Source organism: Microbacterium sp. USTB-Y (assembly GCF_023703415.1).
Lineage (GTDB): Bacteria > Actinomycetota > Actinomycetes > Actinomycetales > Microbacteriaceae > Microbacterium.
On record NZ_JAGMTU010000003.1, the window covers coordinates 669158 to 695768 of the forward strand.

General features: G+C 72.1%; 27 protein-coding genes. 19 read left to right on the plus strand and 8 right to left on the minus strand.

Annotation, left to right across the window (positions count from 1 at the left end; all coding sequences use genetic code 11):
* The first annotated feature begins 4 nt into the window (after positions 1–4).
* The 3 genes from J8G10_RS10375 (at position 5) to J8G10_RS10385 (ending at position 2453) form a co-directional block, all read left to right on the plus strand.
* Positions 5–238 (plus strand): hypothetical protein, encoded by a 234-nt coding sequence (locus tag J8G10_RS10375; RefSeq protein WP_251444098.1) that lies wholly within the window; start codon positions 5–7, stop codon positions 236–238.
* Positions 239–534: 296 nt separating this feature from the next.
* On the plus strand, positions 535–1785 hold the full coding sequence (locus tag J8G10_RS10380; RefSeq protein WP_251444101.1) for a histidine kinase: 1251 nt from the start codon (positions 535–537) through the stop codon (positions 1783–1785).
* Entirely contained in the window at positions 1782–2453 is a 672-nt protein-coding gene (locus tag J8G10_RS10385; protein WP_251444104.1) for a response regulator transcription factor, read from the plus strand. Before J8G10_RS10380 ends, J8G10_RS10385 begins: the two co-directional genes overlap by 4 nt.
* 10 nt (positions 2454–2463) lie before the next feature.
* Here the strand turns inward: J8G10_RS10385 and J8G10_RS10390 are convergent, their stop codons facing one another.
* The 3 genes from J8G10_RS10390 to J8G10_RS10400 form a co-directional block, all read right to left on the minus strand.
* Positions 2464–2826, minus strand: coding sequence for a DUF4190 domain-containing protein (locus J8G10_RS10390; RefSeq protein WP_251444107.1), 363 nt, complete (start codon positions 2824–2826; stop codon positions 2464–2466).
* 117 nt (positions 2827–2943) lie between these two features.
* Complete coding sequence (locus J8G10_RS10395) at positions 2944–3627, minus strand: type 1 glutamine amidotransferase domain-containing protein (protein ID WP_251444110.1); 684 nt, start codon at positions 3625–3627, stop codon at positions 2944–2946.
* 42 nt (positions 3628–3669) lie between these two features.
* Complete coding sequence (locus tag J8G10_RS10400) at positions 3670–4281, minus strand: TetR/AcrR family transcriptional regulator (protein WP_251444113.1); 612 nt, start codon at positions 4279–4281, stop codon at positions 3670–3672.
* Between the two features lie 68 nt (positions 4282–4349).
* Here J8G10_RS10400 and J8G10_RS10405 point away from each other — a divergent pair, with 68 nt between their 5' ends.
* Complete coding sequence (locus J8G10_RS10405; protein WP_251444116.1) at positions 4350–5300, plus strand: NAD-dependent epimerase/dehydratase family protein; 951 nt, start codon at positions 4350–4352, stop codon at positions 5298–5300.
* 72 nt (positions 5301–5372) lie between these two features.
* On the plus strand, positions 5373–6680 hold the full coding sequence (locus J8G10_RS10410; RefSeq protein ID WP_251444119.1) for an acyltransferase: 1308 nt from the start codon (positions 5373–5375) through the stop codon (positions 6678–6680).
* Here the strand turns inward: J8G10_RS10410 and J8G10_RS10415 are convergent.
* From J8G10_RS10415 to J8G10_RS10430, 4 genes are all read right to left on the minus strand, one after another.
* Positions 6677–7639: a DMT family transporter gene (locus J8G10_RS10415; RefSeq protein ID WP_251444122.1), complete on the minus strand. Its 963-nt coding sequence runs from the start codon at positions 7637–7639 to the stop codon at positions 6677–6679. The genes J8G10_RS10410 and J8G10_RS10415 overlap by 4 nt on opposite strands.
* Before the next feature lie 88 nt (positions 7640–7727).
* A complete protein-coding gene (locus J8G10_RS19395) occupies positions 7728–8633 on the minus strand; it encodes a hypothetical protein (RefSeq protein ID WP_285814179.1) in 906 nt (301 codons plus the stop codon).
* Between the two features lie 284 nt (positions 8634–8917).
* Complete coding sequence (locus J8G10_RS10425; RefSeq protein ID WP_251444125.1) at positions 8918–9262, minus strand: HepT-like ribonuclease domain-containing protein; 345 nt, start codon at positions 9260–9262, stop codon at positions 8918–8920.
* Positions 9259–9717, minus strand: a complete 459-nt coding sequence (locus tag J8G10_RS10430) for a nucleotidyltransferase domain-containing protein (protein WP_251444127.1) — start codon at positions 9715–9717, stop codon at positions 9259–9261. Before J8G10_RS10430 ends, J8G10_RS10425 begins: the two co-directional genes overlap by 4 nt.
* Before the next feature lie 189 nt (positions 9718–9906).
* On the opposite strand from J8G10_RS10430, the gene J8G10_RS10435 reads away from it, so the two are divergent.
* The 14 genes from J8G10_RS10435 to J8G10_RS10500 all read left to right on the plus strand — a co-directional run bounded on the left by J8G10_RS10435 (position 9907) and on the right by J8G10_RS10500 (position 25673).
* Entirely contained in the window at positions 9907–11193 is a 1287-nt protein-coding gene (locus tag J8G10_RS10435; protein WP_251444130.1) for an adenylosuccinate synthase, read from the plus strand.
* A gap of 120 nt (positions 11194–11313) precedes the next feature.
* Entirely contained in the window at positions 11314–12441 is a 1128-nt protein-coding gene (locus J8G10_RS10440) for a beta-propeller fold lactonase family protein (RefSeq protein ID WP_251444133.1), read from the plus strand.
* Between the two features lie 104 nt (positions 12442–12545).
* Positions 12546–14048, plus strand: coding sequence for a 3' terminal RNA ribose 2'-O-methyltransferase Hen1 (locus tag J8G10_RS10445; RefSeq protein WP_251444136.1), 1503 nt, complete (start codon positions 12546–12548; stop codon positions 14046–14048).
* Entirely contained in the window at positions 14045–16564 is a 2520-nt protein-coding gene (locus J8G10_RS10450) for a polynucleotide kinase-phosphatase (RefSeq protein ID WP_251444139.1), read from the plus strand. Before J8G10_RS10445 ends, J8G10_RS10450 begins: the two co-directional genes overlap by 4 nt.
* Positions 16565–16683: 119 nt before the next feature.
* Positions 16684–17976 carry a hypothetical protein gene (locus J8G10_RS10455; RefSeq protein ID WP_251444142.1) on the plus strand — a complete coding sequence of 431 codons (1293 nt, stop codon included), beginning with the start codon at positions 16684–16686 and terminating at the stop codon, positions 17974–17976.
* A gap of 38 nt (positions 17977–18014) precedes the next feature.
* Complete coding sequence (locus tag J8G10_RS10460) at positions 18015–18632, plus strand: hypothetical protein (protein WP_251444145.1); 618 nt, start codon at positions 18015–18017, stop codon at positions 18630–18632.
* An 89-nt stretch (positions 18633–18721) separates the two neighbouring features.
* Positions 18722–20140 carry an NAD(P)/FAD-dependent oxidoreductase gene (locus J8G10_RS10465; protein WP_251444148.1) on the plus strand — a complete coding sequence of 473 codons (1419 nt, stop codon included), beginning with the start codon at positions 18722–18724 and terminating at the stop codon, positions 20138–20140.
* 138 nt (positions 20141–20278) lie between these two features.
* Positions 20279–20611 (plus strand): DUF427 domain-containing protein, encoded by a 333-nt coding sequence (locus tag J8G10_RS10470; protein WP_251444151.1) that lies wholly within the window; start codon positions 20279–20281, stop codon positions 20609–20611.
* Positions 20612–20624: 13 nt separating this feature from the next.
* The gene (locus J8G10_RS10475) at positions 20625–21491 is read left to right on the plus strand and encodes an ABC transporter ATP-binding protein (RefSeq protein ID WP_251444154.1); all 867 of its coding nucleotides are present in this window, start codon (positions 20625–20627) and stop codon (positions 21489–21491) included.
* 1 nt (position 21492) lies between these two features.
* Complete coding sequence (locus J8G10_RS10480) at positions 21493–22215, plus strand: ABC transporter permease (RefSeq protein ID WP_251444157.1); 723 nt, start codon at positions 21493–21495, stop codon at positions 22213–22215.
* Entirely contained in the window at positions 22212–22940 is a 729-nt protein-coding gene (locus J8G10_RS10485) for an ABC transporter permease (protein ID WP_251444160.1), read from the plus strand. Before J8G10_RS10480 ends, J8G10_RS10485 begins: the two co-directional genes overlap by 4 nt.
* A 52-nt stretch (positions 22941–22992) precedes the next feature.
* Entirely contained in the window at positions 22993–23910 is a 918-nt protein-coding gene (locus tag J8G10_RS10490; protein WP_251444163.1) for an ABC transporter substrate-binding protein, read from the plus strand.
* A gap of 102 nt (positions 23911–24012) precedes the next feature.
* Positions 24013–24882 (plus strand): LysR family transcriptional regulator, encoded by an 870-nt coding sequence (locus tag J8G10_RS10495; protein ID WP_251444166.1) that lies wholly within the window; start codon positions 24013–24015, stop codon positions 24880–24882.
* An 89-nt stretch (positions 24883–24971) separates the two neighbouring features.
* Positions 24972–25673, plus strand: coding sequence for a type 1 glutamine amidotransferase domain-containing protein (locus J8G10_RS10500; RefSeq protein ID WP_251444169.1), 702 nt, complete (start codon positions 24972–24974; stop codon positions 25671–25673).
* 97 nt (positions 25674–25770) lie between these two features.
* Here the strand turns inward: J8G10_RS10500 and J8G10_RS10505 are convergent, their stop codons facing one another.
* Positions 25771–26541 carry an alpha/beta hydrolase gene (locus J8G10_RS10505; RefSeq protein ID WP_251444172.1) on the minus strand — a complete coding sequence of 257 codons (771 nt, stop codon included), beginning with the start codon at positions 26539–26541 and terminating at the stop codon, positions 25771–25773.
* Positions 26542–26611 lie beyond the last annotated feature (70 nt).

Sequence of the window (26611 nt, forward strand, 5' to 3'; positions counted from 1 at the left end):
TGAGATGCTGCTCGCGATGAAGCTGCACGCTGCGCAGCGACGACACCTTCGCGAAGCGGACGATCTCTCGGTTCTTCTCCGGCGGCTCGAAGTGCGCAGCGTGACGGAGGCTGAGGAGACCTACGGCGAGTTCTACCCCGGCGACGAGTTCAGCCCACGGCTCTTTGCTCTCGTCGGGGCGCTGCTCGATGTTCCTGGTGACGCACCACCCCTACCCGATCCGCCGCGCTTCGCTTGAGTCCGGTCGCCGGGGACGCATCTCCGCGGCGCCCGGGCCTCGAACGACGGAATCTCCCACCGCACGGGTTGCTGCCGAGCGCACGGGATACATGCGTCGGCAAGTCATGCACTCCGCAGGTCCCCACTCGACGCCCACGCGGAGCAGAGGCCGGCACCGGGCAGAGGTCGACACCGACACAGCCCGCAACCCCGCCCCCTCCCGTACCCCCGACACCGATACCACGGGGTGACGTGCCGGGCGGTGTGAGGTCGTAGCGTGGATCCGACCGCATTCGACCGCGGAGAGGGGGCGGCATGACCGTCGAGGATCGGCAGGATCGTCGACGTCCGGCGCGCCGCCGGTTCGGGATCCTGGCCCTGCGCGTGGCGCCCGGGCGTGCGAACCTCGCGATCTGGGCCCTCGCGATCGCGTGCGCGCTGGCTCAGCTGGCGGTCGCCGCCTCGTTGGGCGTCACGCTCTACCGGATTCCGCTCGCCGCGGCCCTCATCCTGTCGCTCGTGCAGGCCGCGGCCATCGTGCTCGCGCTGTTCGCGCCCGTGTGGGCGACCCTGCTGGCTCTGATCGCGGGCAATGCGCTCGCCGGGCTGGCCGCAGCGACCCCCGATCAGCCGTGGCCGATCGCCGTGTCCACGATCGTGGCGAACACGCTGGTGTGGATCGGCGTCGCGCTGCGGGCGCGCTGGTGGCTGCCCGCTGCCGGGTGGGCGTTCAGCGTGCTCTCCGCCGTCATGGTCGCCGTCGACGCGCCCGTGAAGGCGGACGACGGCCGTACGATCGCCGACCTCGTCGTCTTCGCGGCCGTCACCCTCGGCGCCGTCCTGGTCGGCGTCGGGATCCGCAACTGGTCGCTGCTGCGTGCGCAGTTGCGGGCCGAGCGTGCGGCGACGGCCGTCGAGCTGGCCCGCCGCGAGGCCGTCGAGGACAAGGCGCGGATCGCCCGCGAACTGCACGACGTCGTCGCGCACGGGATGTCGGCGATCCAGGTGCGCGCCGCGAGCGCGCGCTACCGGATGCCCGATCTTCCGCCCGACGCCGCCGCGGAGTTCGACGAGGTCGCGGCGACGGCGCGGTCGGCGATGAAGGAGATGCGCGTGATCCTCGGGCTCCTCCGCGACGAGGAGGGGGAGGCCGAGCATGCGCCGCAACCGGGCCTCGCCGACGTCCCCGAGCTGATCGCGCGGGCCGGCGACCTCGGTCCGGTGTCCGAGCGCGGGACGTGGGAGCTCACGGAGCGGGAGCAGCAGGATCCGATCCTGGGCCTCGCCGCGTACCGCGTGGTGCAGGAGGGGCTGAGCAACGTCGCCCGGCACGCCCCGGGCGCCGCCACGGAGGTGGTGTGGACGCAGACGCCGGCAGAGCTCGGGATCCGCGTGCGCAACACGGCCCCGGCGGGGCCCGCCGAACCACGCGCGGACGGGGGCGGGCACGGACTCCGCGGAATGCGCGAGCGGGTGGCGACGATGGGCGGCGCGGTGCACGCGATCGCCCAGGACGACGGCGGATTCGTGCTGCAGGTGCGGATCCCGAGGGAGGAGCGGTCATGACGACGGTGTTGATCGTCGACGATCAGGCGATGCTGCGGGCGGGGTTCGCCGCGATCCTGCAGGCGCAGGACGGGATCGACGTGATCGGGCAGGCGTCCGACGGTGCCGAGGGGGTCGACGAGGCCCGGCGGCTGCGCCCCGAGGTCGTGCTCATGGACGTGCGGATGCCGAACCTGGACGGGATCGAGGCGACCCGGCGGATCCTCGCTGCGGCGGAGCGAGACGGCCGTGCGGCGCCCGCCGTGCTGGTGCTGACCACCTTCGATGCCGACGAGTACGTGCACGAGGCGCTGCAGGCCGGCGCCAGCGGGTTCCTGCTCAAGGACGCCCTGCCTGAGGAGCTCGTGCAGGCCGTGCGGGTGGTCGCGGCCGGGGACGCGCTGCTCGCTCCGCGGATCACCCGGCGGCTGCTGGAGCGGTTCGCAGAGAGCCGACCCCGGACGAACGGCGCCGAGCTGCGGCTGAAGGGCCTCACGGAGCGCGAGCACGAGATCCTCGTGCTCGTCGGCCGCGGGCTGTCGAACCGCGAGATCGCGACCGACCTGTTCCTCGCCGAGCAGACCGTGAAGACGCACGTCAGCCGTATCTTCGCGAAGCTCGGGCTGCGCGACCGGGTGCAGGCGGTGATCCTCGCCTACGACGCGGGGCTGGTGGCGCCCGCGGGGTGACGCCGCAGGCTCAGCTCGTCTGGGAGACGGCGATGCCGAGCGCCGAGAATCCGACGACGAGGACGAACACGACGATGATCGCCCAGACCAGCAGGATCAGGCTCGAGATGATCACGCCCGTCAGGGCCATGCCCCGGCCCGCAGGCTCTCTGCGCAGACCCGCGATCCCCAGGATCAGCGCCGCGATCGGCACCAGGAACGTGAACCCGAACACGATCGAGACGAGGGCGAGCACCATCGACGCGATGCTCATGCCCTTGGGCTCGGGCGCCGCGAGATAGACGGGCATCGGGTAGTACGACGGACCTCCGGCCGGATTCTGCGCCATCGGATACGGCGGCGGTCCGGGCTGCGGATCCTGCGGATAGGTCATGATTCCCCCTGGTCTGCGTGGTGCGGGTTCCTGCCCCTCCTTCCTAGCGCACCCGGGCGGAACCCGTGCCCGCCGTCGCGAACCTGCGACACCGGGTCAGAGCCCTGCGACACCGGGTCAGAGCAGTGCGGCGACCTTCCGCGCCGTCTCCTTGGCGGATCCGGGGTTCTGGCCCGTGACGAGCTTCCCGTCGGCGACGGCGTACGCGACGAACGGGAGGCGCGCCTTCTCGTAGAGTGCTCCGCGCTTCTTCATCTCCTCCTCGGCGTTGTAGGGGACGAGCTTGTCGACCCCCGCCAGGATCTCCTCCCGCCAGGCGAAGCCGGTGAGGTGCCTGCCCTCGACGAGGAGGCTGCCGTCACTGAGGTGGACATCGAGCAGCCCGCAGTATCCGTGGCACACCGAGGAGACGATCTTGCCCTGCTCCCACAGCTCACGGGTGACGCGCTGCAGGCCCTCGCTGCCGGGGAAGTCATACATCACGGCGTGCCCGCCGGTGAAGAAGATCGCGTCGAAGGCCTCCGTGTCGACCTGCTCAGGGCTGAGGGTGTCCTCGAGCAGGGCCATCCGGGCGGGGTCCTCGTGCCAGGCCTTCGCGACCTTGTCGTAGGCGGGGAACTTCAGCGAGCGGGGCTCCAGCGGCACCCGCCCCCCGGCAGGGCTCACGAGGGTCTGCTCGAAGCCGTGCTGCTCGAACACCTCCCAGGCGTGGGCGAGTTCGGACAGCCACAGCCCGGTCGGGTGGGTCGGGTCGTCGTAGTGTGCGACGTTGGTGACGACGTGCAGGATGCGGGCGGTCATTCTTCTTCTCCTCGGAGGCTGTCTTCTCGGGTGGTGGGCGGATCAGGATCCGGACGCCGGGACGCTCGCGACAGAACCCGCCGCGAGCAGCGCTCCGATGGTCGCGCGGACCCGCTCGGCGACCTCGTCGAACGGCTCGGGGCGGAGCTTCCCGTCCAGGTGCAGGAAGGCGAGGCCGTGCGCGGCGCTCCACATGCCCGTCGCGATCGCCGGAGACGGGACGCCGGGGAACAGGCGCTCGGTGACGCCGCCGAGCAGGGCGTGCAGTCGCTCGGCGGCCTGGACGCGTTCGCCGTCGGCGGGGTCGCACTCGTTGCCGAACATGAGACGGAACACGGCGGGGCGGCGAAGTGCGAATCCGACATAGGCGACGCCGAGGGCGCTGAGCACGTCGACCGCGGTCGCGTCGTCGGCTAGAGCTGCGAGAGAGTCGGAGAGATCGCCGGTGAGGTCGGTGAAGCCCTCGACGGCCACCGCGGCGTCCAGCGCCGCACGATCGGCGAAGTGCCGGTAGGGCGCCGTCTGAGAGACCCCGGCCCGGCGGGCGACGGCGCGCATCGAGAGCTGCTCGCCGTCCTCCAGGGACGCGATCGCCGCAGTCAGGAGCGCCGCCCGCAGGTCGCCGTGGTGGTAGGACTTCTCGGAAGTTGACACTGAACACTTCCCTCTCTACGATCATGTGTGCAGTGCAAACATAGCGCACGGAAGGCGATGGGACAGGGATGCAGACGATCCTGGGGGCGAATGGTCAGATCGCGATCGAGCTGGCGCGGGAACTGGACCGCGCGGGCGCCGGAGAGCTCCGGCTGGTCAGCCGCACCCCGCGAAAGGTCAACGACGCGGACGACACGCGCAGCGCCGACCTCCTCGACGCCGAGCAGACCGGATCCGCCGTGGCGGGGAGCGAGACCGTCTACTTCACGGCCGGTCTGCCCGCCGACACGGCGCTCTGGGAGGCGCGGTTCCCGACGATGCTCCGCAACGCGCTCGACGCCGCGAAGGCCGCGGGAGCCCGGTTCGCCTACTTCGACAACACCTACATGTATCCGCAGGACGCCCGGGTGCAGACCGAGGACACGCCCTTCGAGCCGGTCGGTCCCAAGGGGCGCGTCCGCGCCGCGATGGCCCGGATGGTGCTCGACGAGATGGAGCGCGGCGACATCCCGGTCCTGATCGCCCGCGCCCCGGAGTTCTACGGCCCGGGTCGCACGCAGAGCGTGACCAACGCCCTGGTGATCGATCGCCTCGCGGCGGGGAAGCGCCCGCTGGTGCCGGTGCGCGACGACCGCAGGCGCTCGTTGATCTGGACCCCGGATGCGAGCCGCGCGCTCGCCCTGCTGGGCCGCACGCCCGATGCGTACGGGCAGACCTGGCACCTGCCCGTCGATCCGCAGCGACCCGCCTACCGAGAGTTCGCCGACCTCGCGGCGCCCGCCTTCGACCGCTCCTCCGGGTACACGGTGGTGCCGGAATGGCTGCTCCGTGCCGGTGGCATGGTGAGCCCGCAGGTGCGCGAGCTGCAGGAGCTCCTGCCGCGCTATCGGCATGACAATCTCTTCGACTCCGGCAAGTTCCTGGCCCGCTTCCCGGAGTTCCCGGTGACGACGTACGCCGAAGGGCTGCGAACGGTCCACGCGGAAGCGGCGTCGCGCCGGGAGAACCGAGCATCGTGATACTCCGGTAGGGGGTGGATCCGGCTCCGCAGCGGGACGCGAAGGCGCAGACCTGCCCGCGACCGTAGGGGAATGGCACTCCTCACCCCCGTTCCCCCCGTCGCCGCGGTCGCGCCCGCGCCGTCCGCTCCGGCCACCCCTGCCGGAGCCCGCCCCGCACGCGACACCGCGGTGGATGCCGTGCGCGCCCTGCTGCTGGGCGTCGTCGTGCTCCTGCACGCCCTCATGGCCGGAGTGAGCGTCGCCGCCGACGGATCCCCGATCCTGCGCAACGCGATGGAGGGCTGGGACGGATTCGCCCCGCTCACCTGGATCCTGCAGATCATGCCGCTGTTCTTCGTGCTGGGCGGCTTCGCCTCGTACACGCAGTGGACGCGGCAGCGGGCGAAGGGCGCGACCGCCGGCGACTACGTGGCCGGGCGTGTGCGCCGGCTGCTGATCCCCGCGGTGGGCGCGATCATCGCTGCGGCCGTGCTGCTCGCGGCGCTCGTCGTCGCCGGGGTGCCGGCTGACGTCGTGGCCACGGCGGGATTCCGGATCGGCCAGCCGTTCTGGTTCCTGGGTATGTATCTCGGCTGCTCGGCGCTGGTGCCCGTGATGGTGCGACTGCACGAGCGCCACCGCGCGCTGACCTTCGCCGCGCTCGCCGCGGGGGTCGTCGTCGTCGACATCGTGCGCGGTGCGACGGGCGTCACCGCGATCGGCCTGCTGAACATGGCGTTCGTGTGGCTGCTGCTGCAGCAGCTCGGGTTCGCGGTCGCGGACGGATCCCTCGACCGCCTGCGGCGGGGAGCGCTGCTCGCGGTCGCCGGGGTCGCCGCCGGCGCCGCCGCCGTGCTCATCGTCACCGGCGCGGCGCCCGGCGACCTCATCGCGGCGCTGAACCCGCCGATGGCGATCCTCGTGGTCGTGGGCGTCGCGCAGACCGCGGTGTTCCTCGCGCTGCGTCCGCGACTGCGGGCGGCGGTCGCGGGTCCGCGCACGGCCGCCGTGGTCTCGTGGGTGAACGGCCGGGCGATGACGATCTACTCCTGGCACATGCTCGTCGTGATCGCCCTGGCCGGGATCCTGCTGCTCGCGCACGTCGGCCTGCCGGCACCGCTCACCGCCGCCTGGTGGGCGAGCCGACCGCTCTGGTTCGCCGCGGTGCTGGTGGCCGTCGCGCTCGTCGTCGCGGTGACCGGCAGGCGCGAGGCCGCCCGCGAGTCCGCCGGGGCCCGCGTGGGCCGGATGCGGGCGACCGGGGCGACGCTGACCGGAGTCGCGGGGGTGGTGACGATCCTCGTCGGCGGATCCTCTCCCTCGGCATGGGTCGTGGGCGCGGTGCTCGTGCTCGGGGCTCTGCGACTGGCCGGGGGCCGTGCCGGGCGTCTCGCCTAGGGCCGCGCCTGAGCGGGCGGGCGTCGGCGCAGGCGCGTCACGAGCACGCCGAGCAGGCAGAGCGCGCCGCCGACGAACATGAGCGGCGTCGGCACCTCGCCGAGGATCAGCCACGACAGCAGGATCGCGATCGCGGGCACAACATAAGTGGTGGCGGAGGTCTGCCCGGCCGTGCTGCGCTGCAGCACGTACGCCCAGGTCGTGAACGCGATCGCGGTCGGGAAGATGCCGAGGTACACCACCCATAGGGTCGCGTCGAGGGGCGCGGTCTCCAGCGCCCCGACGAGGCTGCCGCTCCAGGGCAGCAGCGCCACGGTGCCGGCCGCCGCACCGAGCCAGGTGAGCGTGGTCGCGTCGGAGCCCTGGCTCAGCAGATGCTTCTGCAGCAGCGTGCAGCCGGCGTACATGACTGCGGCGAGCAGGGCGAGCAGGAGACCGGCGATGTCGAGGGCTCCGCTCTTGGTCGAGGAGTTCAGGCCGATGAGCACGACTCCGCCGAAGGCGATCGGCGCCCCGATCAGCAGTGGTTTCGGGAAGCCTTCGCGCAGGAACAGCCCGCTGAAGACGACCACCATGAGCGGTGCCAGGTTGACGACCATCGCCGCGGTGCCGGCGTCGAGGGTGTGCTCGGCGGCGTTGAGTGCGAGGTTGTAGACGCAGAACCAGCCGACGCCCCAGACGGCCACCAGCAGCCAGTGCCGCCGTGGCGGCAGGCGGATCCCGCGGCGCAGCGCGATGACGGTGAGCGCCACGGTCCCGACCGCCATGCGCAGCAGCGCGAGCGCGCCCGGGTCGAAATGCGGGCCGGCGCCGCGGATCCCGATGAACGCCGAGGCCCACAGGACGACCGTGACCACGGCCGCCGTCAGGACGAGGGCCCCGTTGCGGCGCGGCGGGGGGACGAGGGCGCCCGCGCCGTCCGCCGGTTCGCGCTTCGGTCCTGCCGTGGTCTCCGCCATCCTCCGATCGTCGCAGGGGTCGCCGACATCGGTCGAGACCGGCGACAGCCATCGCCCGCCGACATCCCGCCATGCGTCGGCGGCGCGGTCAGATCGCGTCGCGTCGCGCCTGGATCGGTGCGCCCGGGGTGCCGTCCGTGTAGACGGCCGTGATGATCGGGTTCCCGATCCCGAGGTCGATCGCCCCGGCGCCGAGGGTGATCGACGCTCGACCGGCCGCGTCGAAGGTGACGGATCCCGCCGCCGCGCCGCCGTACGTGACCGCCGCGGTCGAGCCGGGCTGGCCCGAGAGCATCAGCGTGTAGCTGCTGAGGATCCTGATCCCGAGCAGGTTCACGGTCTGATTCGCGACGATCCCGGTGAAGGCGAGCGGCGCGGGGGCCGGTGGCACCGGCGTCGGCGCGGGCGGCGCCGGGTCCGGCGACGACACCGCGGGGACGGGAGCCGGGGCGGGCGGGGCCTGCGTCGGCGACGCTACGGGACCCTCGTCGGCGGAGGGCGTTCCGGGCGCCGGCGACGCCACGGCGGGGACGGGCGGGGCGCTCGTCGCGGGAGGCGTCGCCGGGGCGGATGTCACGGCGGGCGCCGGAGGGCCCCCGTTCTCGAGACCGCGCTCGACGAGGGGGTTCGGGGCGGCTGGGGCGGAGATGTCCTGACCGATCGCCGCGGGGCCGTCCGGGGTGCGCAGGAACCAGAGTCCGATCGCTCCGAGGGCGAGGCAGAGCAGCACCGCTGCTCCGGAGATCCACAGCGCCGTCCGCCGCCGAGGGGGCGCGGTCGCGGCCGGCTCGATCGGGGCGGCGGAGGGAAGAGGCAGGGGCACCGGAAGCGGGGAGCCGGGCTTCGCCGGGGGAACCGTCAGCGGTGCCGCGAGCAGAGGCCCCGGCGACGGCTGCGCCGTCTGCTCCTCGCGATGCAGGCGCGCTTCGCGCCGCGTGGCTGCGGCGGGCGCGGCCCGTGGGCCCGCGGGCGGCTGGTCCGTCGGCTCTGTCATCGGTGTCTCCGGCAGCGCTGCTCCCGATCGACACGGCGCGTCGCTGCGGATCTCACCCTATCGGCCGGCCGCCGTCGATGTTCCCCCGTCGCGAACTCGGTCGGATCCGCGCGCTTTGAGCGGGTTCGCCGACGAACAGGCCGAATCGACGGAGTTCGCAGCGGGATCCCGAAGCGAGGGCGAGCACTCAGCGTCAGGCGTTGCCCCGCGGTCATCCGGTGTACGCCTCGGCGAGGGAGGTGCGGCCGACGCGGCGGGCGGGCTGGTGCGTCAGAGGCGGCGCTTCAGCGAGCGGCGCGGCGCTCCTGATCGACCATCGCGGCGAGCTCGGGGAAGCCTCGGGTGACGGTCCGCCACAGCAGTGCCTCGTCGAGGCGGTCATAGTGGTGCACCACGAAGTCCCGATGCCGCGCCGCCGCTCGCCACTCCGATCGCCGGAAACGCTCCGGATCGGCGTGGATCAGCCGCTTCGCGAGATCGCCCACGCGGTTCGACAGCGCTTCGAACGCCAACGGCAACGCCGGATCCGCATGGAAGTCCTCTTCCCCGCGTTCGGCGAGGGCCGCGGCCCGGTCGAGGATCAGCGCCAGGTCTTCGAGCCAGCGGCCGATCCGCTCGTCGTCGTTCACAGCGGAACGGCCTCGGCGAGGATCCGGGCGTCGCGCGTCGCGTCGACCGAGGTGCTCGGCAGCGCGGTGACGGGCACGCCGAGCACCGTCTCCGCATCGAGCTCGAACTGCGCGATGTCGAACAGGGTGGCGTCGGCGTCGGGGGTGACGAGCAGGTCGACATCGCTCCCCGCCCGTTGCTCGCCGCGCGCGACCGAACCGAACACGCGCACCTCTCGAAGATGCGCGACGTGGGCCAACCGCTCGAGCACGGATCCGTACCGCCGCAGCTCTGCGAGGTCGATGCTGCGCGATTGCGGATCCAGATGCAGGAAGCGCTCGTAGGAAAGCAGCACCGCCTCCGGACGCCGGTGCGCGCCGATCACCACGGGATCGGCGTCGGGGTCGTCGCGGAAGGCCGCCAGGGCACGCGAGAGGCCGATGCGGGCGTCGGCCACCGAGCTGACATCCATCATTCCTCCTTGTACATCTCCCTGTACAAGTATTGGACTCCGAGGCGTTCGGATCAACAGCGGATCCGCCGCGCAACGCGGCCCGGACCCCCTCCGATAGACTGGCCCCGCCCGATCGGGCCAGCTCATCCGCCGGTGCAATCCCGGCGAAAAGCACGGCGGCCACCGGCCGCACCCAAGGGGGATGCACCCATGCCAGGAATCGTGATCGTCGGCGTCCAGTGGGGCGACGAGGGCAAGGGCAAGGCCACCGACCTGCTCGGCGAGCGCACCGACTGGGTCGTCAAGTTCAACGGCGGCAACAACGCCGGACACACGGTGGTCGTCGGCGACGAGAAGTACGCCCTGCACCTGCTGCCCTCGGGCATCCTCTCGCCCGGCGTCACCCCGGTCATCGGCAACGGCGTCGTGATCGACCTCGAGGTGCTGTTCCACGAGCTCGAGGCGCTCGGATCCCGCGGCATCGACACGTCCCGGCTGAAGGTGAGCGCCAACGCGCACATCATCACCCAGTACCACCGCACCCTCGACAAGGTCACCGAGCGCTTCCTCGGCAAGCGGATGATCGGCACCACCGGCCGCGGCATCGGCCCGGCCTACGCCGACAAGATCAACCGCGTCGGGATCCGCGTGCAGGACCTCTTCGACGAGAACATCCTGCGGCAGAAGGTCGAGGGGGCCCTCGACCAGAAGAACCACCTGCTGGTGAAGGTCTTCAACCGCCGCGCCATCGCCGTTGACGAGATCGTGGACGACCTGCTCTCCTATGCGGAGCGGCTGCGTCCGATGGTCGCCGACACCGGGCACCTGCTCGACGACGCCCTGCAGCGCGGCGAGGTCGTCGTGTTCGAGGGCGGCCAGGCCACCATGCTCGACGTCGACCACGGCACGTATCCGTTCGTGACCTCGTCGTCGGCCACCGCGGGCGGCGCCTCGACGGGATCCGGCGTCGGTCCCGGTCGCCTGGACCGGATCGTCGGCATCGTCAAGGCGTACACGACGCGGGTCGGATCCGGTCCGTTCCCCACCGAGCTCTTCGACGAGCAGGGCGACTGGCTGCGCGCGCGCGGCTTCGAGTTCGGCACCACGACCGGGCGTCCGCGCCGCGTCGGCTGGTACGACGCCCCCATCACGCGGTACGCGACGCGCGTGAACGGCATCACCGACCTCGTGCTCACCAAGCTCGACATCCTCGACGGACTCGACCAGATCCCCGTGTGCGTCGCCTACGACGTCGACGGCGTGCGCTTCGACGACGTGCCCGTGAACCAGAGCGACTTCCACCACGCGAAGCCGATCCTGGAGTACTTCCCGGGCTGGCAGGAGGACATCTCCTCCGCGCGCACGTTCGAGGAGCTGCCGAAGAACGCCCAGGACTACGTGCTCGCCCTGGAGAAGATGTCCGGCACGCGCATCTCGGTGATCGGCGTCGGCCCCGAGCGCGACCAGGTCGTCGTCCGGCACGACCTCGTCGACTGACACCCCCGGGACGGACGGCGTGCCGAGCGCACGGAAGGCTGCCGAATGCACGGGTTATCGGAGTGAACGACCCGTGCACTCGACAGCATCGGGTGCACTCGACGAGAGAGTGAGGGTGCGATGACGCGATTCTGGGTCGGCGGCTACGGCGTCGACATGGAGGGACCGGCTGACGGCATCGGGCTGCTCGCCGTCGATGAGGGACACGGTCCGACGACGCTCGCCTACCGCGGTGCGGTGGCGCCCGCCCCATCGCCGTCCTGGCTCGCACAGCATCCGACCCTCGACGTGGTCTACGCGGCGCTCGAGGGATCCGGCGAGGTCGCCGCATTCGCGCGGACCGGTGAGAGCGCCCTGCGCCCGGTCGGTCGTCCGGTGGCGGCCGGGCAGTACGTGTGCCATCTGGCGGTGGCCCCCGACGGACGGTTCCTCGTCGCGAGCTGCTACGGCGACGGCCGTGTGGTGCGGATCGGGCTCGACGCCGACGGCGGGCTGGTGCCGGCGGCGCGCGACAGGGCGGCCGAACTGCGCGCGGCCCTGTTCGGCGAGGATGCGGACGAGGCGTCCGGCGAGGGCGGTGGCGATCCGGCGGCCGCCGTCGACCCCTATGCCTCGGATCCGAACCGCCTCGACCCGAACGGCGACCCCCGGGTGTCGCACGCCCACGCCGCCGCGTTCCTCCCCGACGGGCGGGTCGCGACGACCGACCTCGGCTACGACCTCGTGCGGATCTGGCGTCCGGCGGCGTCCGGGCTGGCGCTCGACCACGAGGTCGTGCTGCCCCGGGGATCCGGCCCGCGGCACATGGTCGTGCATCCGAGCGGGCACCTGCATGTCGTCACCGAGTACTCGTGCGAGCTTTTCACGCTGGCCGCCGACCGCGAGGGTCGCTGGGGGCTGATCGCCGCGACCGCGGTCTCGGCGATCGCGACGCCCGGACATGACTATCCGTCCGAGCTCAGCCGCTCCCGCGACGGGGAGACCCTGTACGCCGGGGTGCGCGGCAGCAACACGATCGCGGCGCTCCGCGTCCGCGGATCGGGCGAGCGGGTCGAGCCCCTCGCGCTCGCCGACGCCGGCGTCGACTGGCCCCGCCACCATCTCGTGCACGACGGCGCGCTGCTCGTCGCGGGACAGCGCTCGGACGAGATCAGCGTGCTCGACCTCGACGAGCGCACCGGGGCCCCGGGCCGAATCCGGCACCGCACTCCGGCCCCGGCGCCGACGCACCTGTTGCTCGCGCGCTGAGGCCGGATCCGTCGGCCGACCCGCCGTCTTGGAGGATCGGCCGGCGGATGGCACAGTGAGTTCCCACGGCGATCCCGCGGTGATGCGGGGCAGGAGGGGAACGGATGCTGATCACGCTGACGTATGCGCCGGAGCCCGACGCGGGGGTCGATGCGACGGTCCTCGGCCACCTCCTGCACAAGCACCCCGCGAAGGTGCAGTCGTTCACGGCACCCGTCGGGGACATCCAGGTGTTCTACCCGGAGGCGACGTCCGAGCGGTGCACCGTGGCCGTCCTGCTCGAGGTGGATCCGGTCGGACTCGTGCGCAGCAAGCGGTTCCGCGGCGACGCCGGCGCTCTCGACCACTACGTCAACGATCGCCCGTACGTCGCATCGAGCATGCTCGCGGTGGCACTCGGCACGGTCTTCCGCACGGCGATGACCGGTCGCAGCGACAGTTATCCGGAGCTGGCGGCCGCGCCCCTCCCGCTCCGGGTCGAGATCCCGGTCGTCTCCACACGCGGCGATGAGGACGACCTGGTGCGCCGTGTCTTCGAGCCGTGCGGCTGGACCGTGTCCGAGCAGCGGATCCCGCTCGATGAGGAGCACCAGGACTGGGGGCCCTCGCGGTACAGCGGTGTGACGCTGACCGGTCGGGTGCGGCTCGCGGACGCACTGCGGCAGCTCTATGTGCTGCTGCCCGTGCTCGACGATGCCAAGCACTACTGGGTGGGCGACGACGAAGTCGGCAAGCTCGAGCGCGCGGGCGAGGGCTGGCTCGCGGCGCATCCGGAGCGCGACGTGATCACCCGGCGCTACCTCCTGCACCAGCGTTCGCTCGTCGCGGCGGCGGAGGGCGAAGGATCCCCGGTGCCGAGCGCTCCCTCGGATGCGGCCGCACCGCTGCGCGTGCTCCGTGCCGACGCCGTCCTCGACGCGCTGCACGACACAGGCGCCGCGCGGGTCGTGGACATGGGCTGCGGTCCTGGCGCACTGCTCGTGCGGTTGGCGAAGGACCGTTCGTTCACCCGCATCGTCGGGGTCGACGTCGACGCGCGGTCGCTGGAACGCGCGGCCAAGGCTCTGCGCCTGGACCAGGCCTCGGACGCCGAACGAGCCCGGATCGAGCTGCTGCACGGATCCGTCGTCTACCGGGACGAGCGCCTGCGCGACCACGACGCGGTGGTGCTCATGGAGGTCGTCGAACACGTCGACCCGTCCCGGCTCGGCGCACTCGAGGACGCGGTCTTCGCCGGTGCCGCCCCGCGGACCGTGGTGGTGACCACGCCGAACTCGGAGCACAACGTGCTGTTCCCCGCGCTCGCCGCGGGCTCCTTCCGCCATGACGATCACCGGTTCGAGTGGACCAGGGAGCAGTTCCGCGCGTGGGCGGACGAGGTCGCGGCGCGCCACGGCTACACGGTCGAGCTGCGCCCCGTCGGCATCGAGCACCCTGAGCACGGCGCCCCCACCCAGCTCGCCCTGTTCCGGAAGGCGGACGCATCCGTGTCTCAGACTCCGTCGGATCGGGCCGTGTCGCCCGGAACCCCGCCGACTCCGACCGGGTCGACGGGGTTCGCGCACGGACAGGACGCTCAGGCCGTGTCGGAGAGGCGGACCGCATGACCGAGCTCGACATCCCCGCGCTGTCTCTCGTCGTGCTCGTCGGCGCCTCCGGATCCGGCAAATCGACCTTCGCGCGCACGCACTTCGGGCCCTACGAGACGCTGTCGAGCGATGTGTTCCGCGGGCTGGTGTCGAACGACGAGTCCGACCAGTCCGCGACGGCGGCGGCCTTCGATGCGCTGCAGCACGTCGCGGCCAAGCGCCTGGAGCGGGGCCTGCTGACCGTGATCGACGCGACGAGCGTGCAGCCGGATGCGCGTCGCCGGCTCGTCGAGCTCGCGAAGGCGCACGACGTGCTGCCCGTCGCGATCGTGTTCGATCTGCCCGAGGCGCTGAGCGTCGCCCGCAACGCCGAGCGCCTGGATCGCTCGATCCCCGCCGGCGTGGTCAAGCGGCAGAGCGATCAGCTGCGCCGCGGCCTGCGCCACCTCGCGAAGGAGGGCTTCCGCAAGGTGCATGTGCTGCGCTCTGCGGAGGAGGTGGAGGCCGCCACGATCGTGCGCACCCGACTGCTCAACGATCGATCCGACGAGCACGGACCCTTCGACGCGATCGGCGACGTGCACGGCTGCCTCCGGGAGCTCGAGGCGTTGCTGACCCGCCTCGGCTATGAGCTGATCCGGGACGAGGACGGCCGCGCGATCGACGCTCGGCATCCGCAAGGCCGCCGGGTCGTGTTCCTCGGGGACCTCGTCGACCGCGGCCCCGACGTCGTGGGAGTGCTGCGGCTTGCGATGGGCATGGTCGGGTCGGGCCAGGCGCTCGCCGTCGCGGGCAACCACGAGGCCAAGCTCGTGCGCGCCCTGCGCGGCGACAGGGTCACGGTCTCCCATGGCCTCGAGCAGACCCTCGCTCAGCTCTCGGCGGAGCCGGAGGAGTTCCGCGAGCGGGTCGCCCGGTTCTGCTACGACCTGGTCTCGCACCTCGTGCTGGACGAGGGGCGGCTGGTGGTGGCGCACGCGGGGCTCAAGGAGCAGTATCACGGACGCGCCTCGGGGCGGGTCAGGGCGTTCGCGCTCTACGGCGACACCACGGGGGAGACCGACGAGTTCGGGCTGCCCGTGCGCCTGCCCTGGGCGAACGACTACCGCGGCACGGCGACGGTGCTCTACGGGCACACTCCGGTGCCGACCGTCGAGTGGGTCAACAACACCGCGTGCCTCGACACCGGCTGCGTGTTCGGCGGGGCGCTCACGGCGCTGCGGTACCCGGAGCGCGAGGTGGTCTCGGTGCCGGCCGAGCGCGTCTGGTACGAGCCGGTGCGTCCGCTCGTGCCCGTCGTGCCGGAGCGCTCGCCCGGAGTGCTCGACCTCGCCGATGTGCGGGGCAAGCTCATCGTCGAGACGAGCCTGCACGGGCGGGTGGGCATCCGCGAGGAGCAGACGGCCGGGGGCCTCGAGACGATGAGCCGCTGGGCGATCGACCCGCGCTGGCTGATCCATCTGCCGCCGACCATGTCGCCGCCGAACAGCTCCGCGCGCGAGGGATACCTCGAGCATCCCGACGAGGCGTTCGCGTACTTCCGCGACTACGGCGTGACCGATCTGATCTGCGAGGAGAAGCACATGGGGTCGCGGGCGATCGCGCTCGTCGCGCGCGATCCCTCTCGGTTCGGTGCGCCCGAGGGGTGGCGCGGAGCGATCCACACCCGGACCGGTCGCTCCTTCTTCGCCGCCGACGCCGAGAAGTCGACGCTCGCCCGGCTCGACACGGCGATGCAGGACGCCGGCCTCTGGGACGAGCTCGGTGCGGACTGGATCCTGCTCGATGGCGAGATCCTTCCGTGGTCGCTCAAGACCGGAGCGCTCATCCGCGAGCTGTATGCGTCGGTGGGTGCGGCCGGCGTGGCCGCGACGACCGCGGCATCCCAGGTGCTCGCGCGGGCGTACGCGTCGGGGGTGGATGTCGGTGCGCTCCGTGCCCGGATCGAGACCCGGATGGACGACGCCGGGCGGTTCCGAGACGCGTACCGCCGCTACGTCGGGGATCCGGACCGGGTGCGGTTCGCGCCGTTCCAGGTGCTGGCCGCCGGGGAGCACACCTTCGAACAGGCGGATCATGGCTGGCATCTCGGGATCGCGGACCGCCTCGCGGCGGCGGCGGAGGACCTCGTGGCGACCACGGCACGGCGGCGCGTCGATCTGAAGGACGAGGGATCCCTCGCCGCCGCGGTCGAGTGGTGGGAGCGGCTCACCGGTCGTGGGGGCGAGGGAATGGTCGTGAAGCCGTTCGGGAACGCGACGCGCACCGGCAAGGGGCTGGTGCAGCCCGGCATCAAGGTGCGCGGGCGCGAGTACCTGCGCATCATCTACGGTCCCGACTACACCGACCAGGCGAACCTCGCCCGACTGCGCGATCGGGACACCGGCCGCAAGCGCTCGCTCGCCGCACGGGAGTACGCGCTCGGCATCGAGGCCCTGCATCGGTTCACCGCGGGCGAACCGCTCTGGCGCGTGCATCAGGCGGTGTTCGGGGTGCTTGCGCTGGAGTCCGACCCGATCGACCCGCGGCTGTGACGGCCGCCGCGGCGCCGATCCCGAGGGGCGCACGGACCCGCACCCGCCAGGCCCTATCCTGAGACGCAGCGGTGCCGGACGGGTTCCGCAGTGCAGTGACGCGAGGTCAGGGGGGCGACATGGCCGAGGGACGATCGACTCCGGTGCCGGGCACCCCCGATGCCGTCGCCGGCACGCCGGACGGCGGGCATGACTTCACGACCGCGGGAGGATCCGCGGGGCCGGCCAACGCGACCGCATACGACCACGCCGCGCTCCACGCCCCCGCGCCGCAGGCACCGGCTCCCCGGCGTCGACGTCGGGCCGTGCTGGCCTGGTCGCTGTCGGTCGCCGGAGTGCTGCTGCTCGCGGGTCTCGCCACGGTGCTGCAGCTCACCGCGAACCTCGGCTACGACCAGGCGCGCACGGGGCTGGCCTCTGCGGTGTCGACGCAGAGCGACGAGGCGACGCACAACGATCGCGTCCGCGCCGTCGACGACGAGTCGGCCCGCGCCGCCGACACGCTGCTGGCGGTGACCGATCCGGCACTCGTCAGCGACGCGGACCGCGCCGCCCTCACGGCAGCGCGGGACCGGGCGCAGAAGGCGTCGGCCGCGGCCATGTCGCTCAGCGCGACACCGGTGCCGGAACCCGGCGCCAAGCCGTTCTGGTTCTGGGAGCTGTATGCGCGCACCGCGCGGCTCGACGCGGATTCGCGGGCGATGCGCACGCTGGGCTCGGCGCTCGGCCGTTCGTCCGAGGAGCTCGGATCCGCGACGAGCGCGCTCGACAAGACCGGGGTGGCGGTGGCCAACGCGGCGGGCGGCCTCGCGGCCCAGATCGAGAACGACAACCGGCCCTCGCCGAACGCGGGCGTCCTGGCGATGCGCGACCTCGCCGCGAAACTGGTCGCGACCACCTCGTTCGACGAGGAGGTGGCCCAGGGCTTCCGCGACTACGCGGCGAGCATCCAGAAGGTGCGGGACGGGCACGCCGCGACGCTCGCCGCGGAAGCCGGCCCGCTTCAGGGGGCGCGCCAGGAGATCGAGGACTTCGCGCGCGGGCTCGCGCCGGGCGTGCTGCTCGACTTCGAGTGGGCGGACCGGGTGAACGACCTCGGCGGCGACAACGGCTATCTCTCCGGTGAGACGGTCTGGCCCACCACTTGGGGGCAGTACGCGACCATCCGGCTGTCGAACTCGGTCGCCGAGGACTGGCCGGGCCCCTCGAGCCACGCGCTCGTCGCGCACGAGGTCGGGCACGCGATCACGACGAAGTGCTGGGGGATGTACGACACCACCAACTCGCAGACCGTCGAGGCCTGGGCGACCGCGTGGGCGATCAGCATGGGTTTCACCGACGAGGGCAACGGCACCCAGGCCTACGGACCCCCTCCCCAGGAGCTCATCGACAAGGCGGCCGCCTGCCGCTGAGCCGTGACGCGCGGACCCGTGCGACCTAGACTCGCGCTATGACCCCTCCGCCCTCGGCGTCCGTCGGCCAGGTCGTGGTGCTGCTCCCGCGCTGGCCGGATCCCGTCCCGCCGGCCGATCTCCCGATCCGAGGCGCGATGCGGCCGGGCGCCCGCGCGGTGTATGTGGTGCTCCTCCTGCTCGCGACCGCCGTCGGTGCGGGGACGCTCATCCCGCTCTGGACCACGCCGACCCCCGGGGTCTGGTTCTCGGTGCTGTTCACCGCGTTCATCGCCGCACTCGTCGTGGTGCTCTGGTTCGTCTTCGCCGGGGCGCTGGCGCAGAACGCACTGAGGGTGCGAGCGCTCGCCTGCTGGCGTCAAGCGTCCGGACGCATCGAACGCGTCGACGGCACGGTCGTCGCGCGCACGGTCTCGACGATCGAGGACGGCGGAGTCGACCGTTTCGAGCTCGCCGTCGAGACAGCGACGGGGGTGTCGTCGGCCGTCTGGGAGCGCCCCACCGCACGATCCCGGATGCTCCTGCAGACGGAGGTGCCGGGGGTGGGCGCGACGGTGCGCGTGTGGCGCATCCGGGGCGCAGGCCCCGAGGATCCGCTGGTCGTAGAGGCGCTGGATCCGTCGGTGGTCACCTCCGGACAGGGGGCGGGATCCTGACGATCCCGTAAGAATGCGACGCCCGTGCCACCCGGGTCTGGGAGGGTGGGACGGACCCGTCCCGACGAAGCACGACGAACGGAGCGCAGATGACCGACGAATACGACCTGATCGTGCTGGGCGGCGGCCCGGTGGGGGAGAACGTGGCAGACCGGGCCGTCCAGGCGGGACTCACCGCCGTGATCGTGGAGGGCGAGCTGGTCGGGGGCGAGTGCTCGTACTGGGCCTGCATGCCCTCCAAGGCGCTGCTGCGCTCGCCGCAGGCGCTGCGCGCGGCCCGGCACGTCGGCGGCGCGGCCGAGGCGGTCACCGGCGAGCTCGACGTGCGTGCGGTGCTCGACCGGCGCGACTCCTTCACGAGCCACTGGCAGGACGACGGCCAGGTCGCCTGGCTCGACTCGGCCGGAATCGACCTCGTCCGCGGGCACGGGCGCCTGAGCGGGGAGCGGAAGGTCGCCGTCACCGCGCCCGACGGCGGCGTGCGCACCCTCACCGCCCGTCATGCCGTGGCGGTCAGCACCGGATCCGATGCCGCGATCCCGCCGATCCCGGGACTCCACGAGGCGAATCCGTGGACCAGCCGCGAGGCCACGAGCGCCGAGGAGATCCCGGCTTCGCTCGTCGTCATCGGCGGCGGCGTGGTCGCCGTCGAGATGGCCACGGCGTATGCGTCGCTCGGCGCGGAGGTCACGGTGCTCGCCCGCAGCGGGCTGCTCGGATCCGTCGAGCCGTTCGCCGCCGGACTCGTCGCCGAGGGCCTGCGTGCGCTCGGCGTCGACGTGCGCACGGGCGTCGTGACGAAGAGCGTCGCCCGGGATGCCGACGGGGTCACGGTGAGCACGGACGGCGGCGACGTGCGCGCCGCCGAGATTCTCGTCGCCACCGGTCGCACGCCGCGCTCGGGCGACATCGGCCTGGAGACGGTGGGCCTGCCGGCGGGCCGATGGATCCGCACCGACGACACCCTGTGCGTGCCCGGCGTCGACTGGCTGTACGCGGTCGGCGACATCAACGGCCGCGTGCTGCTCACTCATCAGGGCAAGTACCAGGCGCGCGCGGCGGGCGACGTGATCGCCGCCCGCGCGAAGGGCGAGCCCGTCGACGACGCGCGCTGGGGGCGGCACGTCGCGACGGCGGACCACGCCGCGGTGCCGCAGGTCGTGTTCTCGGAGCCGGAGGTCGCGGCCGTGGGCCTCACCGCCGCGGCTGCCCGTGAGGCGGGGCACCGCGTCCGCGAGGTCGAGGTCGAGTTCTCCTCGGTCGCCGGCGCGTCGCTGCACGCCGACGGCTATCAGGGCCGAGCGCACATGGTCGTGGACGAGGACCGGCAGGTGCTGCTCGGGGTGACCCTGGCCGGATCCGATGTCGCGGAGCTCATCCACGCCGCGACGATCGCGGTCGTCGGCGAGGTTCCGCTCTCGCGGCTCTGGCATGCGGTGCCGTCGTATCCGACGATGAGCGAGGTGTGGCTGCGCCTCCTGGAGGCCTACGGCCGGGCGTCTGCCTGAGCCCCGGATCCGGCGCCGGGAATCCGGAACGCGACGTGGCTGTTCCCGATGTCGGAGGCTTGGCCTACTGTCGGAAGGGCGCCGCGGCGCCGCACGCCGAGAAGAACGTGTCGCATCGATTCCCGAGGAGGGACGAGCATGCAAGCAGTATTCGAAGGACGGATCATCGCCAACGCGGATGACTCCGACGTGGTGATCATCGAGGGCAACCGGTACTTCCCGCCCACCTCGATCACCGAGGGCGTGCTGCAGGAGAGCCCGACGCCGTACACCTGTCCGTGGAAGGGCGAGTGCCAGTACTACTCGCTGCGCGTGAACGAGCAGGAGCACAAGGATCTGGCGTGGGCGTATCCGCACCCCTACCCGACCGCGATCGAGCGGGTCGGGGTCGACTTCTCGGGCTACGTCGCGTTCGACCGCACCGTGGAGATCCGCGAGGGCGACGTGCCGCAGGAAGGATCCCTCCCCTGAGGGCGCGCGGCCGATGATCGAGTTCCGCTCCGTCACCAAGACGTTCCCCGACGGCACCCGCGCGGTCGATGACTTCAGCCTCGTCATCCCGGCCCGTCAGACGACCGTGCTCGTGGGCTCGTCGGGCTCCGGCAAGACCACCCTGCTGCGCATGATCAACCGCATGGTCGAGCCGACCTCGGGGGCCGTCGAGATCGACGGCGTGAGCGTTCTGGACGGGGATCCCGTGGCGCTGCGCCGGCGCATCGGCTACGTCATGCAGAACTCGGGACTGCTGCCGCATTTCAGCGTGATCGACAACATCGCCACGGTGCTGCGCCTGAACGGCGTCGCCCGGCGCGAGGCGCATGAGCGCGCACGCGAGCTGCTCGACACGGTCGGGCTCGATCAGGCGCTCGCGGAGCGCTACCCGAGCCAGCTCTCCGGCGGGCAGCAGCAGCGCGTCGGGGTGGCCCGAGGGCTCGCCGCCGACCCGAACATCCTGCTCATGGACGAGCCGTTCGGCGCCGTCGACCCGATCGTGCGCACCGAGCTGCAGCAGGAGCTGCTGCGTCTGCAGCGCGAGCTCGGCAAGACGGTCGTCTTCGTCACGCACGACATCGACGAGGCGCTGCTGCTCGGCGACCGGATCGTGATCCTCGACAGGGCCGCGCGCATCGTGCAGCAGGGCACCCCGGACGAGATCCTCACGGCGCCCGCGGACGAGTTCGTCGCGGCGTTCATCGGCGCGGACCGCGGTCGGCGCGCACTGCACCTCAAGCAGACGCCGCACGGCACGGTCGTCGTCGACGCCGACGGGCGGGCGCAGGGAACCCTCGTGCAGTCGCCCGCCGACCTCCTCGACGCCCATCCGCCGCGCGCGACCGACGAGGTCGACTGACATGACCTGGATCATCGACAACCTCGGGCTCATCGTGGGCCTCGCCGCCGTGCACCTGCAGCAGAGCGTGATCGCGCTCGTGCTCGGGGTCGTCGTCTCGGTGCCGCTGGGATGGATCGCCTGGCGCTACCGGCTGGTGCGCGGGCCCGTGATCGTGCTCACCGGCCTCCTCTACACGATCCCCTCCCTGGCGCTGCTCATCCTGCTGCCGGCGCTGCTGGGCTACTCCGCGATCAGTCCCACGAACCTCGTCGTCGCCCTGACGATCTACAACATCGCGATCCTGGTGCGGGCGGTCGCCGACGGGCTCGACTCGGTCGACGCCGACGTGCGCCGGGCCGCGACCGCCATGGGCTACGGCTCCGGACGGCGGTTCTGGACGGTCGATCTCCCGCTCGCGGGCCCCGTCATCCTGGCGGGCGTGCGCGTCGCCGCGGTCTCGACGATCGCGCTCGCGACCGTCGGCATCCTCGTCGGCGTGCAGAACCTCGGCTATCTCTTCACGAACGGGCTCGACCGACGCCTCATCGAAGAGGTCTTCGCCGGCGTCCTCGCCGTGATCGTCCTGGCGCTCGTCGTCGACCTGCTGCTCGTGCTGATCGGCCGGCTGGTGATGCCGTGGCAGCGGGCCGCCGCAAAGCGCCGCGGGCGCGTCGCCTCCTCCGCGCTCGGCGCCTCCGCAGGGGTCGACGGCGAGGTCGTCGCCGAGGAGGTCGCCGCATGAACCTCTTCGTGGACGCGATCCGCTGGCTGCTCGACCCCGAGCAGTGGACCGGATCCTACGCACTGCCGGTGCTGCTCGGGCAGCATCTCTTCTACACGCTCGCCTCGGTGCTGGTCGCCGCCGTGATCGCGGTGCCCGCGGGCTGGGTCATCGGGCACACCGGGCGAGGGCGCGAGATCGCCGTGGCGATCTCCGGCGCCGCGCGGGCGATCCCCTCGTTCGGACTGCTGATCCTGCTCGTGCTGCTGTTCGGCGTGCTGCAGGTGCCTGCCGCGGCTCTCGTGACCTTCGTGCTGCTCGCAATCCCCTCGCTGCTCGCCGGGGCCTACACCGGCATCGAGGCGATCGACCCGCGCGTGGTCGACGCCGCGAAGGCGATGGGGATGACGCCGTGGCAGGTGTTCTGGAGGGTCGAGTTCCCGCTCGGGCTGCCCCTGCTCATCGGCGGTCTGCGCGCCGCGACCCTGCAGGTCATCGCGACCGTGACGATCGCGGCCTGGGTGAACCTCGGCGGCCTCGGCTACCCGATCATCCAGGGCATCCCGCTCGGCCGGTTCGACCAGGTGCTCGCCGGGGCGCTCCTCGTCGCGGCGCTCGCGCTGATCGCCGACCTGTTGTTCGCCATCGCCCAGCGGGCCGCCGTGCCGGCGGGCGTCCGCGCCGGCGACGCACGCTCCGGAGACGAACCCCGCGGGCGGAGCGCCCTGCGCGCCGCCCGCACCTGACCTGCATCGACCCTCACCACAGCACGGACTCCCCACCGAAGAGAGGCACACCATGTTCACCGCCCGCATCACCCGCATCGCCGCCGCTGCGTCGGTCGCGGTCGCCGCGGCCCTGGCGCTCAGCGCCTGCGGCTCCAGCAACCCGCTCGACAAGCCCACCGAGACGAACGGATCCGGATCCTCCGACACGATCGTCATCGGGTCCCAGGCCTACTACTCCAACGAGATCATCGCCGAGATCTACGCGCAGGCCCTCGAGAAGGACGGCATGAAGGTCGATCGCAAGTTCAACATCGGCCAGCGCGACGCCTACATGCCCGACGTGAAGTCGGGGGCGATCAGCCTGTTCCCGGAGTACACCGGCAACCTGCTGGAGTACCTGGGCGGCAAGGCCGACACGAACAGCTCGGACGACGTCTACGCCGCGCTGAAGAAGGCGCTGCCGTCGGGGCTCACCGCCCTGGACTACGCCAAGGCCGCCGACCAGGACACCTACACGGTGACGAAGGCCAATGCCGACAAGTACGGTCTGGAGTCGATCGGCGACCTGTCGAAGATGCCCGCGCCGGTCACCGTCGGCGCCGCGCCGGAGTTCGAGAAGCGCCCCTACGGCCCTGCCGCGGCGAAGACCGACTACGGCGTGGATCTCGCGTTCTCCGCGACCGGCCAGACCACGCTCGAGGCACTGCAGGCCGGCACCGTGCAGGTGGCGGACATCTACTCGGCGGATCCGGCTTTCGCCAAGGGCGACCTCGTCGCGCTGAAGGATCCGAAGAACCTCATCCTGCCGTCGAACGTCGTGCCGATCGTGAGCGCGAGCGTCGCCGACAAGGTCTCGAAGGCGATCAACGCCGTCAGCGCGAAGCTCACGACGGACGAGCTGGTCAAGCTCAACGTCCAGAGCACGGCCGACAAGAAGCAGGCCACCGACATCGCCAAGGCGTGGCTCAAGGAGCAGGGCCTGAGCTGAGCTCCGGCCTCGGACGAGGACGGCCCCGGGAGCGGATCCCGGGGCCGTCCTGCGTCCGGGATCGCGGAGCGCCGCGGCCGCGTGCCGCGTACAGTGGCGGACGTGACCGCTCCGAGCCTGGACCATCTGCGTACGTTCGTCACGGTGCACCGGGTGGGATCGCTCACCCGTGCGGCGCACCTGCTCGGGCTCTCGCAGGCGACCGTCTCCGCGCATGTGCAGGCGCTCGAAGCCGTCGTGGGATTCCCCGTGTTCGAACGCGGGCGAGCCGGTGTGACGACGACGGCCAAGGGCCTCGAGCTGGCGCGACGCGTGGCCGCGCATGTCGACGCGATCGAGGATGCGTTGCTGTCGCCGGCGCTGGGCGGCGACCCGGTGCGCACGGTGCATGTCGGCGGCGCCGCGGAGATCCTCTCGGTGAAGGTCGTGCCGCGCCTCGCCGAACTGCTCGCCGCCGCGGGCGGGCCGATCCGCCTCACCTTCGGGCTCCCCCCGGACCTTCTCGACGCGCTCGTCGGCGGCGCGCTCGATCTCGTGGTGAGCGCGGTTCCGCCGGGGCGCGAGGGTGTCACGGCGGAACCGTTCTATGACGAGGAGTTCGTCCTCGTGGCCGCTCGTTCCTGGGCGGGCGGGATCCCGGAGGACGTGCCGGTCGTCGCGTACGCGGCGAACCTGCCGATCATCCGTCGGTACTGGCGCAGCGTCTTCGACCGTCCTCCCTCCGGACTGCGGGTCGCGGCGGTGATCCCCGACCTCCGCGGGATCCGTCGCGCGGTGCTCGACGGCATCGGGATGTCGGTGCTGCCCCGCTACCTCGTCGACGAGGACCTGGAGGACGGTGCGCTCATCGCGCTGTACGAGCCGCAGGTCGCTCCACTGAACACGCTGTACCTCGCCACCAGGAGCGGAGAAGCGCAGCGCATCCCGGAGGTCGCCGCGGTCGCCGCGGCCCTGCGGCGGATCATCGCCTGAGGTCCCCGGAATCCCGATCGGTGGGTTCGATCATCCGATGGGGGCGTGCCGCTGATGCGGAGGAGCATGGACGTGTCGAAAGGACCCACATGTCGAAGATCCTCATGGCCGTGACCGCGGCCGATTCCCTCACCCTCGCCGACGGAACGGCGCACCCCACCGGATTCTGGGCGGAGGAGCTCGTCGTCGCGCACCGGGAGCTCACTCGCGCCGGTCATGACGTCCTCATCGCCACGCCCGGTGGACGCCCCGCGCCGGTCGACCCCGGATCGCTGAATGCCGACGTCGTCGGCGACGCGACGCGGGTCGAGGAGTTCCGGGCCTATCTGCAGACGATCCGGGCCGACCTGGAGGCGCCCGCCGCTCTCGGCGACATCGTCGCCACCGACTTCGCCGCCGTCGTGCTTCCGGGAGGCCACGGTCCGATGGCCGACCTCGCCTTCGACGAGGATCTCGGGCGTCTCCTGGTCGCCGCCGATGCTGCGCAGCTGCTCATCGCGCCGTTCTGCCACGGGCCGGCGGGGTTGCTCAGCGCGACGGCGCCCGACGGCCGGTTCGCCTTCTCGGGTCGCACCCTCACGGTCTTCACCGACGAGGAGGAGACCACCGGCGGGCTCGGCGAGAACACCCCGTGGTTCGTGGCGACGACGCTGCGCGACCGCGGTGCGACCGTGGAGGGCGGCGCCCCCTGGAGCTCGCACGTCGTGCGGGACGGCAACCTCATCAGCGGTCAGAACCCGCAGTCCAGCCACGCGGTCGCACAGACGCTGCTCGAGGCGCTGAACGCCTGAGCCCGAGCTGCGGATCCCGCGAGACACCGCTTCTCGCATGAGATCTGGCGCCAGGCGTGGCATCTCATGCAGGATCGCGGGTCTCGCGGGACCTGGTTCAGCTCTGCAGGGCGAGGTGCCGGGCGAAGAACCTCCCGGCGTCCTCGCCGGCGTGGGCCGGGACACCGGCGTGCCCGCCGAGGTTGGCCTGCAGCGTCTTCTCGGCGGATCCGAACGCGTCGAACACGTCGAGCGAGCGCTGCCGGTCGTTGCCCTCGTCGTCCCACTGCAGCAGCACGTGCAGCGGGATCGTGACGGCGCGGGCCTCGTCGAACATGCTCAGCGGCACGTAGCTGCCGGCGAACAGGCCGGCGGCGACGATGCGCGGCTCGACCCGGGCGAGCCGAATGCCGATCGCGAGCACGCCGCCCGAGTAGGCGACCGGTCCGCCGATCTCGGGCAGGGCGAACAGCGCGTCGAGGGCCGCCTGCCATTCGGGCACGGTCCGTTCGACGAGGGGCAGCACGAGCCGGTCGATGACGTCCTCGCCGGGCCGTTCGCCGGCGTCGAGCGCCCGCATCAGGTCGGCGCGGGCGCCCTGGAGCTCGGGCAGCGCGGGCCGCGCACCGTTGCCGGGCATCTCGAGCGCGACCGAGGCGAAGCCGAGATCGGCGGAGGCGCGGGCGCGGCCGTCGAGACGCGGGCGCATCCGGTCGAGCCCGGGCCCGCTCGGGTAGCCGAGGAGGATCAGCGGGACCGGGTGCTCGGCGGAGGCGGATCCCGGCAGCCAGAGCACGCCGGGGATCCCGTCCAGCGTGAAGTCGCGCTCGACGATGTCGTCGTCGCGCTGCCGCAGGGCGGTGAAGGCCAGTTCAGAGGTGGAGTTCATGGTCGTGCCTTTCGGGAGTGCGCATGCAGGGCGCTCCCGGACGACCTATCGTCCGACCGTGACCCCGATC

What these genes read in the sequence shown, in the direction of transcription:
- J8G10_RS10375 (WP_251444098.1), top strand. Translation starts at nt 5, where the DNA reads ATGCTGCTCGCGATGAAGCTGCACGCTGCGCAGCGACGACACCTTCGC.
- J8G10_RS10380 (WP_251444101.1), top strand. Translation starts at nt 535, where the DNA reads ATGACCGTCGAGGATCGGCAGGATCGTCGACGTCCGGCGCGCCGCCGG.
- J8G10_RS10385 (WP_251444104.1), top strand. Translation starts at nt 1,782, where the DNA reads ATGACGACGGTGTTGATCGTCGACGATCAGGCGATGCTGCGGGCGGGG.
- J8G10_RS10390 (WP_251444107.1), bottom strand. Translation starts at nt 2,826, where the DNA reads ATGACCTATCCGCAGGATCCGCAGCCCGGACCGCCGCCGTATCCGATG.
- J8G10_RS10395 (WP_251444110.1), bottom strand. Translation starts at nt 3,627, where the DNA reads ATGACCGCCCGCATCCTGCACGTCGTCACCAACGTCGCACACTACGAC.
- J8G10_RS10405 (WP_251444116.1), top strand. Translation starts at nt 4,350, where the DNA reads ATGCAGACGATCCTGGGGGCGAATGGTCAGATCGCGATCGAGCTGGCG.
- J8G10_RS10410 (WP_251444119.1), top strand. Translation starts at nt 5,373, where the DNA reads ATGGCACTCCTCACCCCCGTTCCCCCCGTCGCCGCGGTCGCGCCCGCG.
- J8G10_RS10415 (WP_251444122.1), bottom strand. Translation starts at nt 7,639, where the DNA reads ATGGCGGAGACCACGGCAGGACCGAAGCGCGAACCGGCGGACGGCGCG.
- J8G10_RS19395 (WP_285814179.1), bottom strand. Translation starts at nt 8,633, where the DNA reads ATGACAGAGCCGACGGACCAGCCGCCCGCGGGCCCACGGGCCGCGCCC.
- J8G10_RS10430 (WP_251444127.1), bottom strand. Translation starts at nt 9,717, where the DNA reads ATGATGGATGTCAGCTCGGTGGCCGACGCCCGCATCGGCCTCTCGCGT.
- J8G10_RS10435 (WP_251444130.1), top strand. Translation starts at nt 9,907, where the DNA reads ATGCCAGGAATCGTGATCGTCGGCGTCCAGTGGGGCGACGAGGGCAAG.
- J8G10_RS10440 (WP_251444133.1), top strand. Translation starts at nt 11,314, where the DNA reads ATGACGCGATTCTGGGTCGGCGGCTACGGCGTCGACATGGAGGGACCG.
- J8G10_RS10445 (WP_251444136.1), top strand. Translation starts at nt 12,546, where the DNA reads ATGCTGATCACGCTGACGTATGCGCCGGAGCCCGACGCGGGGGTCGAT.
- J8G10_RS10450 (WP_251444139.1), top strand. Translation starts at nt 14,045, where the DNA reads ATGACCGAGCTCGACATCCCCGCGCTGTCTCTCGTCGTGCTCGTCGGC.
- J8G10_RS10455 (WP_251444142.1), top strand. Translation starts at nt 16,684, where the DNA reads ATGGCCGAGGGACGATCGACTCCGGTGCCGGGCACCCCCGATGCCGTC.
- J8G10_RS10460 (WP_251444145.1), top strand. Translation starts at nt 18,015, where the DNA reads ATGACCCCTCCGCCCTCGGCGTCCGTCGGCCAGGTCGTGGTGCTGCTC.
- J8G10_RS10465 (WP_251444148.1), top strand. Translation starts at nt 18,722, where the DNA reads ATGACCGACGAATACGACCTGATCGTGCTGGGCGGCGGCCCGGTGGGG.
- J8G10_RS10470 (WP_251444151.1), top strand. Translation starts at nt 20,279, where the DNA reads ATGCAAGCAGTATTCGAAGGACGGATCATCGCCAACGCGGATGACTCC.
- J8G10_RS10475 (WP_251444154.1), top strand. Translation starts at nt 20,625, where the DNA reads ATGATCGAGTTCCGCTCCGTCACCAAGACGTTCCCCGACGGCACCCGC.
- J8G10_RS10480 (WP_251444157.1), top strand. Translation starts at nt 21,493, where the DNA reads ATGACCTGGATCATCGACAACCTCGGGCTCATCGTGGGCCTCGCCGCC.
- J8G10_RS10485 (WP_251444160.1), top strand. Translation starts at nt 22,212, where the DNA reads ATGAACCTCTTCGTGGACGCGATCCGCTGGCTGCTCGACCCCGAGCAG.
- J8G10_RS10490 (WP_251444163.1), top strand. Translation starts at nt 22,993, where the DNA reads ATGTTCACCGCCCGCATCACCCGCATCGCCGCCGCTGCGTCGGTCGCG.
- J8G10_RS10500 (WP_251444169.1), top strand. Translation starts at nt 24,972, where the DNA reads ATGTCGAAGATCCTCATGGCCGTGACCGCGGCCGATTCCCTCACCCTC.
- J8G10_RS10505 (WP_251444172.1), bottom strand. Translation starts at nt 26,541, where the DNA reads ATGAACTCCACCTCTGAACTGGCCTTCACCGCCCTGCGGCAGCGCGAC.